The sequence below is a fragment of the Paenibacillus hodogayensis genome (assembly GCF_039536325.1).
GTDB lineage: Bacteria > Bacillota > Bacilli > Paenibacillales > NBRC-103111 > Paenibacillus_AB > Paenibacillus_AB hodogayensis.
Genome location: NZ_BAAAYO010000001.1, coordinates 404,850 through 421,945 on the forward strand (window position 1 = coordinate 404,850; position 17,096 = coordinate 421,945).

9 protein-coding genes and 1 pseudogene are annotated in these 17,096 nt (G+C 49.2%); 6 read left to right on the top strand and 4 right to left on the bottom strand.

Annotated elements, in window-relative coordinates:
- Nucleotides 1-10 precede the first annotated feature (10 nt).
- Nucleotides 11-5,239 carry a polymorphic toxin-type HINT domain-containing protein gene (locus ABD796_RS01545; RefSeq protein WP_344901786.1) on the bottom strand — a complete coding sequence of 1,743 codons (5,229 nt, stop codon included), beginning with the start codon at nt 5,237-5,239 and terminating at the stop codon, nt 11-13.
- Nucleotides 5,240-5,900: 661 nt separating this feature from the next.
- Entirely contained in the window at nt 5,901-7,823 is a 1,923-nt protein-coding gene (locus tag ABD796_RS01550) for a DUF7948 domain-containing protein (RefSeq protein ID WP_344901789.1), read from the bottom strand.
- A gap of 854 nt (nt 7,824-8,677) precedes the next feature.
- Here ABD796_RS01550 and ABD796_RS01555 point away from each other — a divergent pair.
- Nucleotides 8,678-9,872 (top strand): annotated as a pseudogene (locus ABD796_RS01555) (IS256 family transposase).
- Between the two features lie 312 nt (nt 9,873-10,184).
- Here the strand turns inward: ABD796_RS01555 and ABD796_RS01560 are convergent.
- Entirely contained in the window at nt 10,185-10,991 is an 807-nt protein-coding gene (locus ABD796_RS01560) for an AraC family transcriptional regulator (protein WP_344901792.1), read from the bottom strand.
- A 284-nt stretch (nt 10,992-11,275) separates the two neighbouring features.
- On the opposite strand from ABD796_RS01560, the gene ABD796_RS01565 reads away from it, so the two are divergent.
- From ABD796_RS01565 to ABD796_RS01585, 5 genes are all read left to right on the top strand, one after another.
- The gene (locus tag ABD796_RS01565) at nt 11,276-12,628 is read left to right on the top strand and encodes an ABC transporter substrate-binding protein (protein WP_344901795.1); all 1,353 of its coding nucleotides are present in this window, start codon (nt 11,276-11,278) and stop codon (nt 12,626-12,628) included.
- Between the two features lie 58 nt (nt 12,629-12,686).
- Complete coding sequence (locus ABD796_RS01570; protein ID WP_344901798.1) at nt 12,687-13,835, top strand: amidohydrolase family protein; 1,149 nt, start codon at nt 12,687-12,689, stop codon at nt 13,833-13,835.
- Nucleotides 13,835-14,206 carry a Rieske (2Fe-2S) protein gene (locus ABD796_RS01575; RefSeq protein WP_344901800.1) on the top strand — a complete coding sequence of 124 codons (372 nt, stop codon included), beginning with the start codon at nt 13,835-13,837 and terminating at the stop codon, nt 14,204-14,206. Before ABD796_RS01570 ends, ABD796_RS01575 begins: the two co-directional genes overlap by 1 nt.
- 232 nt (nt 14,207-14,438) lie before the next feature.
- A complete protein-coding gene (locus ABD796_RS01580; RefSeq protein ID WP_344901803.1) occupies nt 14,439-15,029 on the top strand; it encodes a sigma-70 family RNA polymerase sigma factor in 591 nt (196 codons plus the stop codon).
- 106 nt (nt 15,030-15,135) lie between these two features.
- Complete coding sequence (locus ABD796_RS01585) at nt 15,136-16,053, top strand: hypothetical protein (protein ID WP_344901806.1); 918 nt, start codon at nt 15,136-15,138, stop codon at nt 16,051-16,053.
- 112 nt (nt 16,054-16,165) lie between these two features.
- Here the strand turns inward: ABD796_RS01585 and ABD796_RS01590 are convergent, their stop codons facing one another.
- The gene (locus tag ABD796_RS01590; protein ID WP_344901809.1) at nt 16,166-17,074 is read right to left on the bottom strand and encodes a helix-turn-helix domain-containing protein; all 909 of its coding nucleotides are present in this window, start codon (nt 17,072-17,074) and stop codon (nt 16,166-16,168) included.
- Between the last annotated feature and the right edge of the window lie 22 nt (nt 17,075-17,096).

A 17,096-nucleotide genomic window follows, 5' to 3' on the forward strand; every position in this document is an offset into this window, starting at 1 on the left:
TGTTCACCTCTTATTGTCCAAAATAAAAGTGCGTCAAATCTCTTAATTCTTGTTTGGTAGCGTTGCTTGGAAATATCCCAGATGCATCAAGATAGCCACCACCACTGTTTTGAACTCTAAAATAAGGGCTTCCTTCACCAGGTGAAGCATGGATTCTTACTTTTGTTCCTGAACTAGGATCAAGGAAAATAGTTGCATCTCCACTCTTTCTCCCACCCGATTCAATTGTCTTAGTCCAGCCTGAATCCTCTAATCCCTTAATAAAATCATCAGGTGTGAGTCCCTTAGCTAGATTATCGAAGCCTTTGCCAGTCCATGTAAAACAACTGTTGTGTGTCCATATTCCTAGATTTGAAACAAAATATGTGTGGAAATCTTCTACCTTAAAATTATAAACAGTGACATGTTCTTTCTTTACTTCTATTTTATCTATTGTTATTGTTTTACCGTTGCTGGTTGTCAGAATATCCCCCACCAGCAAATATTTGGATTTTACCCATCCAACCCCAACAATCCAGAATGGATGCTCCGATGTTGTAGTTATCAGTTCATTTCCCACAGTGATGTTATATGTTTCCTCTTCTTCACGTTGGAAGAGCTGCTGGACATCCTTATAAGCAACCTCGCCAGTAATATCATCTTTGGCAAGTACTTGATCACCGACTTTGACATCTTCAATCGGCTTCTCTCCATCTTTCGTCTGAACCTTTGTTCCAGCTATAAAGCAATTGCAAGCTATATTTTTGACGGCGCGAAAAGCATCCTCCGAAGCTTTAACCTCTCGTGAAATGGTTTTATACTTATTAGCTAGGCTAACGAGAATTTTCCCACCTTTATACACTTTACCGACAGGTATAAAGCCTAAGCCAGCAAGGCCCTTATCAGTTAAAGAAGCGTTTGAATCCAGTAATGTATTTACATCATCAAGTACCGCAAAATCTGCAATAGCTTGTGTCCCCTTAAAAACCGTAGAGTCGGTAATGCTGTAATAAATACTCTGCATTTTATTCTGTATACCACTAAAGTAGTTGTAACACCAAGCTGCTCCTTCTCCTCCTATCCCACACATGCTGTGACCTGAGGGGTCAACATTGATCAAAGGATTATTCTGAACATACGTATACAGGTTGAGACTCAGCGGATTTGAAATATCCCCTTCATACGTATCCTCATTTATAAACCTGCCCATGCTCGGATCATACCAGCGAGCCCGCAGATACTGCAGTTGGGTGCTCTTATCCCAAAACTCCCCGCTATACCGGAACGGATTCGGGACACTCTCTTGCTCCGTTAACGGATTGCCCCACATATCATACGTATATTGGTTCAGCACGTTGCCCGTACCGTCGGTCAGCGCAACGACATCCCCATGTCCGTTATGTACATAGTACGCTTTACCACCGTTCCCGTCCACACGGGCCACCAGACCGTTGCCGCGTATGTAGCTCGCCTTGTGCGTGACCGCTCCGCCGGACACCGTTCCTTCCGCGATCATGTCGGCTCCATCGTAGTAGTAGCGCGTGGTTACTCCGTTTTCGCTGCGCTCCACCAGCAGGCCATCGCCGTTGTACCGGTACCCTACAACCGCCCCGGTACCGGTGTTGACACCCGTCAACCGGTTCCGGTTGTCATACTGGTAGCTCGCCCCGAACAGGTTCAGCGGTTTGTCGCTTTGCAGCGATGCCCGATTCCCCCGCTTGTCGTACTGGTACTGCTCGTTGAACTGGCTTGATGTGGCGATCCGGTTCAACGCATCATACCCGAAGTTATGCCCCGCTCCGTTCTCCGTCCGACTCGTCTGGTTGCGGTGCAAGTCGTAGCCATAGCTGTAGGTGCGGAACGTCCCCCCCGCATTCGTATGCGTCAGCCCGTTCAAGTTGTACTCGGTATAGGTAGAAGTCGACTTCACGCCGTTCCGGTACTCCTGCTCTTTCGGTAAGTTGTTTCCTTGGTAGCTGTACCTAGCGTACCAATCGTTTTCAGCAGGACCTACCTCTTTCAGACGGCTGCGTGTATCGTACTTATACTGGGTCGCCACCCCGAACGGATCGATCATGCGGATTCGCTTGCCTTCGTCATTGTACTGATACTGGACCTTGTACTGATCCGGAGACTGTACAGTCGTTAGCCATCCCGTCGCGGAATCGTACGTGTAGTTCGTTCTGCCCGTGTTATCCTGCATCCACTGCCGACGGCCCGCCGCGTCGTATTGGAACGCGATGACTTCGTCCGACATGGCACTGGACAACTGCCGGTTCCGGCTATCGTAGCCGAACGTTCGCGTCTGCCCTTTGCGGTCGATGCTCGTCAGAAGGTTGCTATTCGCGTCGTAGGCGTACGTTTCAATCTGGTTCGACGCGTCGATGCTGCGGATCAGACGACCCACCTGGTCGTACTGCTTCTGCACCTGATTGTGGTCCGGGTACTCGACCCGGGTCAAGTTGTTGGCCATGCTGTACGTATACCGCGTCGTGTTGGCTAACGCATCGGTGACGGCTACCAGACGGTTCAGAATATCGTAGCCGTATTGGGTCGTTTGCACGCCTCCCGCCCCGTCCGCCCGGCCATCCTGCAACGTGGTCAGGTTCCCGGCGTAATCGTAGGCGTATTCGTTCCAGCCCATCCGTTCGTTGGACCCGCTGTTCCGTTCCTTCCGAATCATCCGGCCCAACACATCGGATGCCGTGACCGTTTTATTTCCTTCCGCATCCGTCTCCGTCACGATCCGGTTCACGTCATCGTACGCGACCGTAGCGGTGGCCCCTCCCGGGTACACGGTTGTTTTCAACCGGTTACGGTTGTCGTAAGTATAGTCGGTTTGGTTGCCTGCTCCGTCCTTGCTCCAGCTTACCCGACCATATGCATCGTACCCAAACGTTTGCTGCGCTTTCCCTACGATCCCCGCGGCTACTTTCCAGCCCAGCGGATTCCATTGCGTCCGCGTCTCGATCTGGGTTTCGTCCTTCACCACCAGTTCGTTGGCGGCATCGTCATACGTCAGCTTCATCTCGCTCGCATCCGGGTGCTTCACCTTGGTCAGACGCCCCAGCTTGTCGAACTCGTAGTCGGTAGCATATCCTTTGCCGTCTACCGCTCTCGTCCGCTCGCCCGTCGATTTTGTATACGCAAACGACTGACTGATCGTGGTCGTTTGGTTGTTGGCATCGGTCACCTGGATCGACTGGCTGGTCGGGAAACCCGCACTGTACAGGCCATCGTAGGCGGTCGAGACGACGATATCCCGGTTATCGTCCTTCAGCGTTACCGCCGTCGCATTGCCGTATCCGTCGTACCCATAGCTGATCTGGGACTTGAGCGGGCCTCCGGCGCCGCCTTCCTTCACGCGAACCTGCTGCACGGCGTTCGTTCCTGGATACCGGTCGATCTCGGTATAGGCGGTTAATCCGCTGTTGTTGATCGGTTGGGTTACCGAACGTAGCAAATGGGTCGCGTTATCGTACCCGTACGAGGTAACCACGTTGTTCGGATCCGTCTCACTCGTCACATTGCCGTAAGGATCGTAGGAGGTCTGGGTGATGACTTCGACCGATTGCTCGGTCCCCCGGATCGTCTTCGACGTTCTCTTGATCGGCGTCGGCCAACGGTTCGTTCGGTTGTATTCCATCGCCGAGGTTGTCGTTTGAACCCCGTCGTGCTGCGTGATGCCGGTGTTGTAATACACATATGGCAGATCGTCGTTAATACGGATTTTGTCGTACGTATAGGTCGATTGCACCCGGCCGTCATTCACGGTTGTCATGAAGACATCCGAAGGACCCGGCATCACGCCCGCCCCATCGCCGTTGTAGCTGTAGGTGACCCGGTTCGCGGTCATAGACGGGACGCCGATCGGCGTCATGACCTCTTCCCGTGCCGTAACCCGATACGCCTGTTCGATGGCGAAGGTGCCGATTCTCCGCTCGTACGGCGTGTAGGTGTACTCTGTCCGGGCTTGCGTCGGGTGATGCACTTTGGTCAGCAGTGCTGCAAAGTTGTCTTCGCGTGTGCCCGAAGCGACCAAATCGAACGCCGTGGATGCGACGCTGTACTCGTACAGCGTTTGTCTGCCTTTCGGGTCGGTCACCCGCGAAAGCAATTCTTTGTTGCCTTGCGGATCTAACATCTTATCGTATTCGACGGTGCGGTCCCCCGAGGTGAGCGTCACCTTGGTCGTCGAATAGGTAATATTGATTTCGTTATCGAGCGCATCTCTGACTTTGGTTAAGACCGACCCGTAGGGGCTGATATAGCTGTATTCGAACTGAACCGTGTTCCCAAACAAGTCCGCCATTTGAATCAATTGACCGTAGGACGTAAAATACTGTTTTTGACCTTGGATGGAGGTCAATACGTAATACGAGGTCTTGTCATTCACCGTCACCGACGAATCGTACGTGATGGATAGGTCGTTCCAAGGATAACCTACCAACGAATTCCCGCTGATTTGATAGGCCGAGCCCCCGGGCAGATGCAAGTAATTCTTGTTGTCTTTAAGCTCAATATACGGAATATCCCAGCTCCAGCCTTTCCCGATCGGAAACCGGTTTTCATTCGGGAAAGCTTTCGTTTTATTGCTGTAGCCGATTCCGAGAAACTCCGGCTGGTAGTACGGCACTCGGTACACCCCGCCTGTCGTGTACGCTTTGGCTTCCAAATACGTGCCGTTGATCAGGTACATTTTACTGAACAGAGAAGGACTATTGATATTGTTCGGATCGACGTACGGGTAGCTGGCTTGCAGTTGCTTGCGGACTGTCTCGTCAAACTCTTGCGTTTCGACGTAGTAATTAAACGGATATGGCCATTTATCGTACCACCCCATATACTGCACAAAGGAGAAGTGCCCGAACACCGGATCGATGGAGAACGCCGAGGCGCTTCCGTATGGAGTCAATTGATACGGGTTGGTCGTATACAATCGGGCACTTAGGTCCAGATAGTACTTCTCCCGTGTAATGGAGCCCTGATACACGTATTTATCGTAATACGTCGCATCAGCACTATTGAATTGGCGGGTGAGCGCAAAGGAAAGGCCGTTACGCCCAGGCAAAACCAGGTCGGTCACCCTCAAGTTCAAAGCCCCGTTGATCGGGGAAATGTTTTCGCTGCCGGCCGATAACGCAAACGGGGCCACATCCGTTTGGACCTGAAGCCGCCTCACGGCGAGCTCGTCATAGCTTCTCGGGAACGATGTCGAGGATAGCGCGTTCATCGTTCTCTGGTAGGTGCTATTCGACACCGACGGGCCATTCGGATTCGGATCAGTAATGATTGTATCCGTGACGGCTGGCAGTTGCTTATATGTACTCCAATCCACACTGTTGAAATCTATAAAAGGCCCGGGGTAAACCTGAGCTGAGACTGTATTTTGTTCCGGTTTGACTGGCGAGTAGTTTAACTGCCTTAAACGAGTCTTGACTTCCGGATGGACCTGATCCAGAAGAACCTCAAGCGTTTGTTCCCTTGTAGAGTTCTGGATTAACACACGCTCTAGATCCTCCAACGTATACCCTTGATTCAAGTACTGTAGGAGAGTCAACTCTGGTATATTGGACCGACGACTCAGCGATGGGAGAGATAATAATTCTTCGCTTTCGACGGATCTTGGCTCGAACGTCTCTGCTCTAACATCAACAGCTAGTAATGGGAAGATTATTTGTAGAAATATGCTTAATAAGATCAGGAGCTTTCCAATTTTTCTCATAATAGCTCTCCTAAATTAGGTTTTTAAAGGAAATACCCACTTATGCAAAAAGAAGTAGAATTCGTGAGAAGTAGAATTCGTGAGAACTGGTTCGTACTATTCGATTCATAGCTAAACGAAGGCCTTCCGAAAGATTGCAATAAATTTTCTGGTCGACTCCCATTTCACCCTTGAACCTATTCCGAACTCGGTTGATTCAAAAAAATATCAGATTGTCTATTATCGAGCTGGCATAGGGATTCCCGTTTTTATCATAATGATAGTAGATTCGTATTGAGTTTGAGATATCGACATAGGAGAGCCGGCCATTTGTTTCATAACCGTACTCATAACTTTTTCTATATGTAGATGATTCAGCTTTTTTGAATTCGACTTCATTAGTAAAGTCAGAGTAAGCTCCATCTATTGTTCTTACAGATCTGATCTTAAATTTATAGTTTCTTCCAGGAAAAAAATTTCTCACAAAAATTCTATCGGACTGTGTATGTTTCATTTCCACTCCGTTTACAAATACTTGATAAGATGAGACCAAGCTAGGCTCGTCGGCCGGAGTCCAATAAAGACCAATAGATCCATCAGGAATAGGATACCAATCTAAATTACTAGGTGCAGATGCATCATTAAGCTCAATATGGACTTCATTCGAAGTAGGAGATGTAGTCCCATCTACTAATCGTGATTGCACACTAAATCTATAATTATTCTTATTCTTCGGTAATCCATATATATATACTTGCGTTGAGGAGGTATTTTGTATTACCGAGTTATTCATTAGAACCTCATATTTATTTACCAAACTAGGGTTTGGTGCAGGATCCCATGTAAGTTTAACACTGAATTCGGGGGTAATTTCAGCACGTAAATTACTTGGTGATGTTTGGTCGACTGTATACGTTATTTCGACTGCCAAATAACTATAATAAGAAACAAAAAAATAGTTGTAGAACACTACTCCATAAAATTTACCAGTACCACCATACAATCTAATTACATCATTTTTATCAAGTATGGAATAATTTCCAAAGCCATCAAATGATGAAGTTTCAGAAATCCAAGTAACATTTCTTCCATCACTTCCAGGATAATCGTAACCATTCAGATCTCCATACTCTTCGCGAGTTAGAAAAATCTGTGCAGGCATATTCTGTGGAATATAGTTCCCACTATGAGTTGAATTCGAAATTTTTAATTCTATTATTTTACTAACATCGATATCTGATGTATCTACATAGAATGTATTCCCGCTGTCATAAGATATGTCAATCGTTCTTGTAGTAGTTGGATCAATTAATAACGGATATTGTAATCCCTGGCTATCTACTATAATTTCTAATATTTGCTCATTATCAATACTATTAGTAATAAGATTTGTTGTAACATTATCATACCTCTTATCATTATTAGAAGAATCCATGACCCACATTTCTGGAATGATATAAACAACCTTACCGTCTTCATTACTATAGGAGAGTGAACCATCAGTATTCTTTTGTAACAAAAGACCTTTAGTTTCTACTTTAAAACGCATGTTCTTGGGAGCCAAACTTGTCTTCAATACCATCTCCATTTTCAATGAGTCATTCATTGTACGATATCTAATATCAACATCTTGCCAGACATCTGGATAGATTAAAACATCGTCTTGAACACTAGCGCTTGCAGTTCTCTCAGTAATGGCTTCATATTTTATAAAGTAGTCTTCGTAAACTACTTTCGTGACGGCTCTTTCTTTCTCAAAAAAAAACGAATTTCCATTTTCTTTAGTATTACCAAAATGACTTTCAGATAGATCCTTTATGTTGTTGTCTATGTCCAACCACTTTCCTTCTGATTGGTAGTGTTGTGAATGCGTTGTCTTAACAACAGTAACTGTGTTGTCATTATTAATAAATGTTTTACTATACTCGGTTCTCTTACTTTCCAATTCTTGTGTTTTTTCTCTTTTTTTCTTTTTGCCGTCCTCTTTCGATTTATTTAAGAACTCTACTTGTTTGTTAAATTGTTCCCCCACTACCTCCAAACCAATCTCGGGGGATGCGTGAATTATACTTTTTGTGCTCAAACACAATTCCAATAGAACTGTGAACAATGTAAACAACCAGATAAACTTCCTTAACATCAAAACTCCTCCAGTTCATTTTGGAATACTTATAAAAAAATTGAATAACATAAGGGTATTGTAATATTTTTCATGTTTCATATCTAATGAAGAATTTGTAATAGCCTTTTTACTTATTTTGTAAAAATGCAACCATATCAGAGCCGCCGATTTACTATAAGAGTTAGAGCTTGGTATACCCAAAAAGACGCAAGATACATGTTCGAAACGCCTAGATTTTAAAACGCGTAACGGTTGATGAATATGTGCACCAGCTTTTTCATTGTTTTCATATGCACTTGTCAAGAAAGACTACAGCTACGTCTTCCCCAAACAATTCTCTATTGGCGCAGTACAACCAAACCAAACAACCCGGATGACAATGATGCTTCGTTATATATCTGTCAAACTAAATAAGAGGTCAGGCACATTGATATATGCCTGACCTCTCTACATTCACCGAAATGCATAATCATCATTTTCCAACGAATTCTGCAACGCCCCATCTAACGAATTATGAAATTGATTCCGAAACAGATTTTGTGATTTTTGATATCGTTTCAATTTTTTTGAGAAAAGCTAAATAGTGCTCCTTGTTCTTCAATCGGCTTCAAAATGTGGGGTTTGTATTATTGTGACACGGTTTTGTCTTAAGAAAGAGAACTCCTTCGGAGAAAGCGCTACGCTTGTACCTGCCGGATATGCTGAAAGATGGATTCAATCGTCTGGATAACGAAGAAGAACTACCGAAATACACTTCATCATCCCCCACAGGGATGTAAAATAGTTTGTGTACCAAGAATTGGGCCTAGCCAGGCACCAAAAAAGTAGGGTATCCTCGGGACTGCGACACCACCAAGGAGGAACCCTACTCGATGACTACTATACCCGAAAACCTGCTTTCAGATCTATTTGAAAATCTTGTCACTCGGTTCGTGAAAGAAAACCTGGAGTCGATCATGAAGGCGGAAATGAAGCACTTCATGGAAGACGAGCAGGAAGGGCAGCGTAACAGCCGTAACGGCTACTACAAACGCAGCCTACATACCAAGTACGGACACATTGAAGACCTCGAAGTGCCGCGGGATCGCAATGGCCAGTTCCAGACTCATGTGTTCGAGCCGTACCAGCGACGAGACGGATGGCTGGAAGAAGCCGTCATTCAGATGTACAAAGGCGGCATGGGGACCCGGGACGTTGCACGCTTTATCGAGGGAATGTTCGGCAGTCACTATTCACCTACGACCGTCAGCAACATCACCGCCACCGTACTCGAAGACATTCAAATGTGGCAGCAACGCCCTCTGCAAAAGCGGTACGCTGTCATTTACTTGGACGGTCTCTACGTCAAACTCAAACGCAGCACCGTGAGCGGTGAGGTCATTCTACTTCGCCATGGGCGTTGATGAAGAAGGACGGCGTCAGATCCTCGGGTTCTACGTCGGCGGCCAAGAGAGCGCAAACGGCTGGCGCGAGGTACTCAAGGATCTGTACAACCGAGGCGCCACCGAGGTCCTGCTCGGCGTATTTGACGGCTTGTCGGGGCTCGAGGAAGCTTTCCGCGAGACCTATCCCAAATCCGACGTGCAGCACTGCGTCGTGCATAAGGTTCGCGCAACGTTCCCCAAAATCCGTGTCCAACACCGAGCGGATGTGATTGCGGATCTGAAAAAGGTCTACATGGCGGAGGATTACGATTTGGCGCTCGCCGCCTTCGACACCGCCTCTGCCAAGTGGGGAAAGCTGTACCCGAAAGAAATGAAGACATGGAAGGATCAGTTGCCGACACTGCTTACCTTCTACAAGTATCCTCCCTTGATCAAGGATGCCATCTATACCTCCAATCCGATCGAGCGGATGAACAAAGAAATTCGAAAGCGGCTTAAACCGATGAACAGTTTAACTAACATGGACGCTGCCGAAAAGATTGTCTATCTCGAGGCCATAGACTACAACGAACGCTTCGAAAGTCGCGTCATCCGTGGCTTTGGCGATCCTGCCGTAAAGAAAAAACTCGCTGAGATGTTTGAGCAAAGGTACCCTACTGGAACGAAGGTGACAGCGCAATAGGACTCCCGCGCCTTCGCTTGGGCTAAGCACCCAAGCTTCACGACGTCTACACGCACATAACGATGAGATACCTTACTTACACAAACTTCTTGACGCTACCCCCACAGGCCTTCGGCCAGGATAAATTAAATCAGTAATACCGAAAGAGTATTCTTTATTCCGAGAATGTCCCTTTTTTAGTGGCTATTCCGAGGAAACCGACTGTAAAAGGAGTCGCCCCTTTAAAGTTTTAAGAGGGGGCTTTTTTTGTGATAGTATCATTCGCATACAAACATGCATGAAAGTTTTTTTGCCAGGCAGCCGCCCATCCATCTAGAACTGATTGTAATGACGAAAAGCGGAGGGCGACACGCCGAGCTTGGAGCGGAACACGCGGCTCAAATAAGTGCCGCTTTCGTAACCGCAACGGCAGGCGATCGCATCAAGCGTTTCGTTTGTCTCTCGAAGTAAGCGCTTTACTTCCTCAAGCCGCAAACGGGTCGCGTATTCGACGGGAGTAACCCCGTAAGACAGGCGGAACCGGCGGGACAACTCGGACGGCTTGATGCCGAGCTCCGCCGCGATCGCCCGCATATTCAACTCGCCGAACAGCTGCCGATGGATGCGGCCGGCGGCCCGCTGCATCAGCGGATCGGTTCCTTTTTGGGTACGGGTCGAGACGTATTCCCTTTCCAATTCGCACATGTACAGCAAATCCATCAGCAGATGGCCTGTCAAATCCGAATGCCGGATGCTTGCGCCGAACGCGCGCCATGCCTTGCGCAAGCTGGCGTATGTCGAGGATAGGCGGCTCACGTCCGCGACGGATACTTTCCCGACCGGAAGCTTATCAAGCAAGCTCGTTTCCGGCGGAGGAGAGAAGTAAAATACGTGAAAGGCGATCTCCCCATGCGACTTGCGTCTAAAGAGCGCTTCGGGAGGGGCCAAGACGAGATCGCCGAAGGAAGCCCGGCCCGTTTGCTGTCCGATGCCGAAGTCGAACGAACCGGATTCCACTCCGATCAGAACAAACAGCGGCAGCGTTTCCTCCGCTTTCATGAATCCGGGCTGCGGTCCGGCACACGTATACGTCTGCAATTTCATCGCGCAATTGCACATGCGGTTCACCTCGTCGTCCATCTTCTTGCGTTACCTCGACAAACGCTTGCAGGCACAATGCCTCGGTCTGCCTCTGCTTTGAGCGTATCATATTCGATACGGTTGTAAAGCAGAACCCGACCAAAAAAAGTGTCAATATTATCTGAATTTCGTGCATTACGTTCCTTGGCGCACGCGTGTATGCTAAACCTGAAAGCGATTGCGGCAAGCTAAAACTAGCTTTTTTCCGCTAGATCGGGATCGTGTCGGTGTTACCCGATAAACTGCTGCCTGACTCTCGCGCAACAAAAAAAGGGGGAATGAGTTTGCCGCCAATACAAAGATACCGGCTCGCCAGTCTGGGCTTCGCAGTTGTTCTGCTGGCATCGTGCGGCAACAGCCGCGATTCGGCAGGGGAAGGAAACGGCAGCGCACAGGCGCAGACACAGACGGATATAACCGCAATTCCGGCGGAGCTGACGTTTTACAACTCGACGGCGCCCAGCGAATCGGAAGAGCTGTTCATGGCCAAGTATGGGAGCGTGATTGCCAAAAAATTTCCGAACTACAAAATCAAATACCATCAAAATACGGGCAAAGGAGCGTCGCTCGCCGATCTGATTGCATCCGGACAGCTGAATATCGACATCGACATTTCGGCCGCCGACATTACGTATAACAGTCTCCTCCAATTCGGGTTGCAGGACGACATCAGCGATCTGATCAAGACGTACAAGTTTGACCTGAACCGGTTGGAGCCGAATGCGGTAGAGGTGCAGCGGAAATTCGCCAACGGCGGCATTTACGGCATTCCGTTCTCGGTCTCGACGCCGATCTTGTTTTACAACAAGCAAATATTCGATCTATTCGCCCAGCCGTACCCGAAGGACGGGATGACGTGGGACGACGTGTATACGCTCGCGAAGGGACTGACCCGGACGCAAGGCGGCATCCAGTATCGGGGGCTTGCTTCCTCGTTCATCCATGTGCTGCGCTTCAACCAATCGTCGGCGCCGCTTGTCGACCTGAAGACGAACAAATCGCTGATTACGGCCGACAAGTTCAAACGGGAATTTGACAATATGCTTCGGATGTACCAGATCGCCGGCAATGAACTGCCCGACATCTCCTTGTCGACGCAAGTCGGCCTGTTCGAGAAAGAACGGACCGCGGCGATGCTGCTGCATATTACGCGCTACGCACCCGCGTTGTGGACCAAGGTGCAGGACTTTAAGGACTGGGACATGGCGCAAATGCCGCAGTGGAAAGATATGCCGGGAGTCGGCTCGCAAGTGTCCCCGTACTACTTTTACCAGTTTAAGACGAGCAAATCTCGCGACGCCGCGTTCCAGGTGCTTATGTTCGTTGCTTCCGACGAGTTCCAGCAGCATATGATGCGGCAAGGCTACATGTCGTCGCTGAAGGACCCGAGCCATTTGATGAGCTATTTGGCGGAGGGCGAGCCGCTGGCCAAAACGCAAAATCTGAAGGCGCTGCTGCCGGCGAAATATGCTCCGTCCGCCGACATGTATCGGTATGCGAACCTCGTGGAAAAAGAAGTGTCCAGCGCGGCGACCGATGTATTGAAAAATGGCACAGACACCAATACGGCGCTAAGGGCCGCATCCGAGCGGGCGGATAAAGCGATCGCCGACGAACTGGCCAAGCAAGGAAAATGAGCGATTCAACGTAACGGTATAGATGAATAGAAAGATCATTCGGATAGGAGTGAAACCAATGAGTATTATGCAGCAGGATCAGCAACAGACGACGGAAGCGGCTACGAGCAGAAAACGTTCGATTATCGATTGCGATCTTCACCTCGTTCCGCTACGGGGCGGATTTCAAGCGCTCAAGCCGTATTTGCCGCGATTTTACCGGGAGCAGGTGGAAACGTGGGGCCCGCGCGTGCCGGGACAAAACGCGATGTACAACAACGGCGGCATCAACGGCTCGATACAGGGGCGCAAAGTGCCGCAGGGCGACGAAACGGTCATGCTCGATTTTTTGCGGGCCGACCTTCTCGACAAGTACAATATCGAGCACGGGATTATTACCGGGATGGATTACGGGATCAATACGTCCCCGGATACGGATTACGCCGCGGCGATCTGCTCGGCCTGCAACGACTATACGATCGAGCATGTGCTCGACAAAGAGCCGCGCTTCAAGGCGTCGATCATGATTCCGAAGCAGGACCCGGTCAAATCGGCGCGGGAAATCGACCGCGTCGGCTCGCATCCCGGCTTCGTGCAGGTGATCGTCTCGAACGGAGCGGAGAAGCCTTACGGGCACCGACACTATTATCCCATTTACGAAGCGTGCGTAAGGCATAATTTGCCCTTCGGCATTCACGTCAGCATGGAGGGAATCGGCATCAACCCGCCGCCGACCGGGGCCGGCTACGTATCGCACTATGCGGAGTATCGGCTCGCCCGCGCGGGCATTATGATGACGCATCTGGCCAGCTTTATTTTCGAAGGGGTATTCGAGCTTTTCCCGACGTTAAAGGTCGTTATGATCGAAGCCGGCACGCTGTGGATCGCCCCTGCGATCTGGCGAATGGACGAGGACTGGAAGGCGCTGCGCCACCATACGCCATGGGTGAAGAAGCGCCCGAGCGAATACTACCGCGAGCATGTACGCGTCACATCGCAGCCGATCGAAATGCCGCATAACAAGGACATGTTTTTGCCGATGCTTGAAGCGATCCATGCCGACGAGTGCCTGATGTTTTCCAGCGATTACCCGCATTGGGACTTTGATTCCCCTGTTCAAGCTTTCCCGAAGATGCCCGATGAGCTGCGCGAGCGCATCTTTTACCAAAACGCAGCGGAGCTGTACGGACTGCCGCAGAGGGCGGGCACGGACGGAGGGCAAGGCTGATGGCTCGTTATGCGGTTGGTCACGTTACGGAAATACCGCCGGGCTCGATGAAGGTCATCGAGGCGAACAGACGGAGCATCGGCGTATTTAACATCGGGGGCCAGTATTACGCGCTGCGCAATCTGTGTCCGCATCAAGGCGCCGCTTTATGCGACGGGATCGTGTCGTCGTACGTCACCTCCGACCGGCCGGGGGAATTCGCCTATGAGAAGGAAGGCGAAATTATTCGTTGCCCGTGGCATTTCTGGGAATTTGATATCAAGACTGGCTGCATGATCGTCGATCCGAAGACGAGAACGAAGACATACGATGTAACCGTGGAGCGATACGATGTGACGGTCGACGAGGAGACCGTGATCGTTCACGTCTAGCCGGACGGGCTGCACTTGATGGATGCAGCGATACCGGCAGGACTTGTCTTCAATGCCCGGCAACAACTTGTGATACCCCGAATGAATTGGAAAACGGAGCCCGCAAACTTGCGCGACTCCGTTTTTGCTGTTCCCGGATCGATTAAAATAAAATGTATCCAAGAGAACCGAACCTAATTTGGATAAAGAGACAATATAGGGTGTAAGCCGCTTACACGGGAGGGCCCTCTGCATGCAAAGTGAATATATGTTCCAATTACTCGCAAAAATGAAAGATGGTGATGAGCAGGCGTTTCATACGATGTATGACGCCACCTATCAGGACGTTTACCGAACAGTCTCCTTTCTGGTGGATCATCGGCAGGATCGGGAAGATGTCATGAATGAGATCTATACGCAAATGTGGACCTCGCTTGCCAACTACGATTCGAACCGGCCTTTCCGTTTTTGGCTGCACGGCTTGGTAATCCGTCAAGTGCAGAGATATCGGGTCAAGAGCTGGCGGAGATTTCGTATTTTTGAACGCATCCTTGCCTTCTCCCGGGAAGAGTCTCATTGGGATCAGCCTGCCGTGTTGATGGATGGGACGAACCAAATGATTTCGCAGGCGATCCAAAAACTGACCGACAAACAGCGAACGGTGATCATCCTGCGTTTTTTTCACGACTATGCTCTTGAAGAAATCGCGACATTGCTCGAAATTCCGCTCGGCACGGTCAAGTCCAGATATCATGCGGGGCTCCAGGCGCTTCGAAAACACATATGGAATCTCCCCCCAGAAAGGTTGGAAAAAATCAATGAGTTTAACACGCAAAATCCGTGAACATCTGCACCATGAAGCAGAAACGATGGAGTGCCCTCCGGCCCTTTCAAAACGAATAGAGCAATCCTATTATCACGATATGCATCGAAAAAGGAGCGGAAAATCGATGAAAAAACGATTGATCGGCGGAATAGTTGCTGCCGCGATTTTGATTCCCACCGCAGCATTTGCGGCACCTACCCTGTTTGAAATGCTGGCCAGAACACCGATGACCGCTGAACAAGTCAAGGTGGATGAGATTGGCAAAGCTGCGCTTGAAACGTTGTATAGCGCACTTCCTGAAACTAAATCGTTTGAGATTATTGAGGCAAGCAGCGTTCAAGGCGTACAAACAAGCATCGTCCTTCAGGAAAAAGGAGGAGTCGGCAAAACGATTACCCTTCATACAAACGGTACTACGGGTGTGATCGAACACGTCATTCAAGAGAATTGGGAGTCCAAGGAGAAGCCGCTCACGGCGTTAACCGAACAGGAAATCAAGTCGAAGGCAGATTTTCTAATTGATAAAGTATATGGCGATGCCGGAGAGTACGAGTTTGCCATGGAGCAAATGGAGAATCCGGATCAAAAAACGTTTATGCTGAATTACATGAAAAAGGGATCAACGACGCCGTTCTACCAAGGTTTTATTCACGGCCATACCATCAGCGTTTCTCTGATCGGAGGCAAGACTTCTCCTTCAAACCTTAAAGTAGAAGGTTTTTTCTCGACAAATGGAAAACCCGATTATTTTGCCGACGCCTATTTAAATAACGTAAACCTGTTTTCTTTATTAAACATGAGCCCAACAGAATTAAAGGAAGCATTGGCAGAAGGCAAATCTGTTGTGGAAATTGCAGCATCTAAAAATATCTCTAAACAACAAGTGGTCGATATCCTTGCAAAAGCGCAGGTTGATTTACAAATTCAAGGCGAAAATAGAGGCGATGTTCCAAAAAGCACGCTTTCCAATGAACAGCTGCTAAAAGCTGTTGAACCAAAAGTATTGCAAATTATTGAACACAAAACGGAATCGAAGAAATAACAAGTCACGGGGAATAGGTTACCTGGAAAGAAAAAAAGGGCTGAGCACGTATATCACGCTGCTCAGCCCTTTGGTTCATCAGTCCGCATGCTCTTCTCTGGCTGCATTCCGATTATGGTTCCCCGACGATCTCACTCCGGAGACATTGTTTCCGGTACTGCCCCGGAGACAGTCCGGTCTTCTTCTTAAACTGCTTGTTGAAAAAGCTTAAATCGTCAAATCCGGCATCTTGAGCGATAGCCGCGATCAAATCATTCGTGTCCGCCAATGCGCGTTCGGCGGCCTCGATACGCAGCTCGTTGCGGTATTCGATCAGCGACTTGCCGGTATGCTGCCTGAATTTGACCGAGAAAGCGGAAGCGCTCATCCCGCATATGCGGCTGATCTGCTCCAAGCTCAACGGCTGCGCATAATGACGTCCGACAAATTCGACGGCACTGTGCATCGATGTCTCGTCCCGGGCAGTGCGCTTGACGGGGACGACCGACTGCTGGTAGCAGCGGCTCAAGAACACGAACAATTGAATCATCGTCGTCTTGATGATGATTTCGTAGCCGGGGCTTCGCTCCGCATGCTCCTCCGCCAGCGAGTCGAGCAGCTTCTTCATCGCCAACTGCTTAGCCGGGGGCAGCGTCAGCCGGCTCTGGAAATGAACGTCGTTACGCAGCAGCGGCTCCACATAGAAGAAGTCGACGAACGAGCTGACCGAAGACATCGTATCGAGCTCCGCCTTCAGCAAAGCCGGCAGAAACAACACGTTGCAGATGACGAGACGTTGCCGCTCGCTTACCCGGTAGGCATGCTCGATGTCCGGTTCGATGACGAATACGTCGCCGGGCCTGATTTCATAGTAAGCGCCTCCATTGTACCGATGCTCGCCCGCCCCTTCGACGACATAGGCCAATTCGATAAAGTCGTGGGAATGATCCCCGATGCTCGAACCCGGCTCAATGGGGTATACGTGAGTAAAGAACGGGAAGCGGCTTTGCTTGAAATAGCGCTCATTGTTCAACCTGGACATCTGCACACCTCGTATGCCGGAT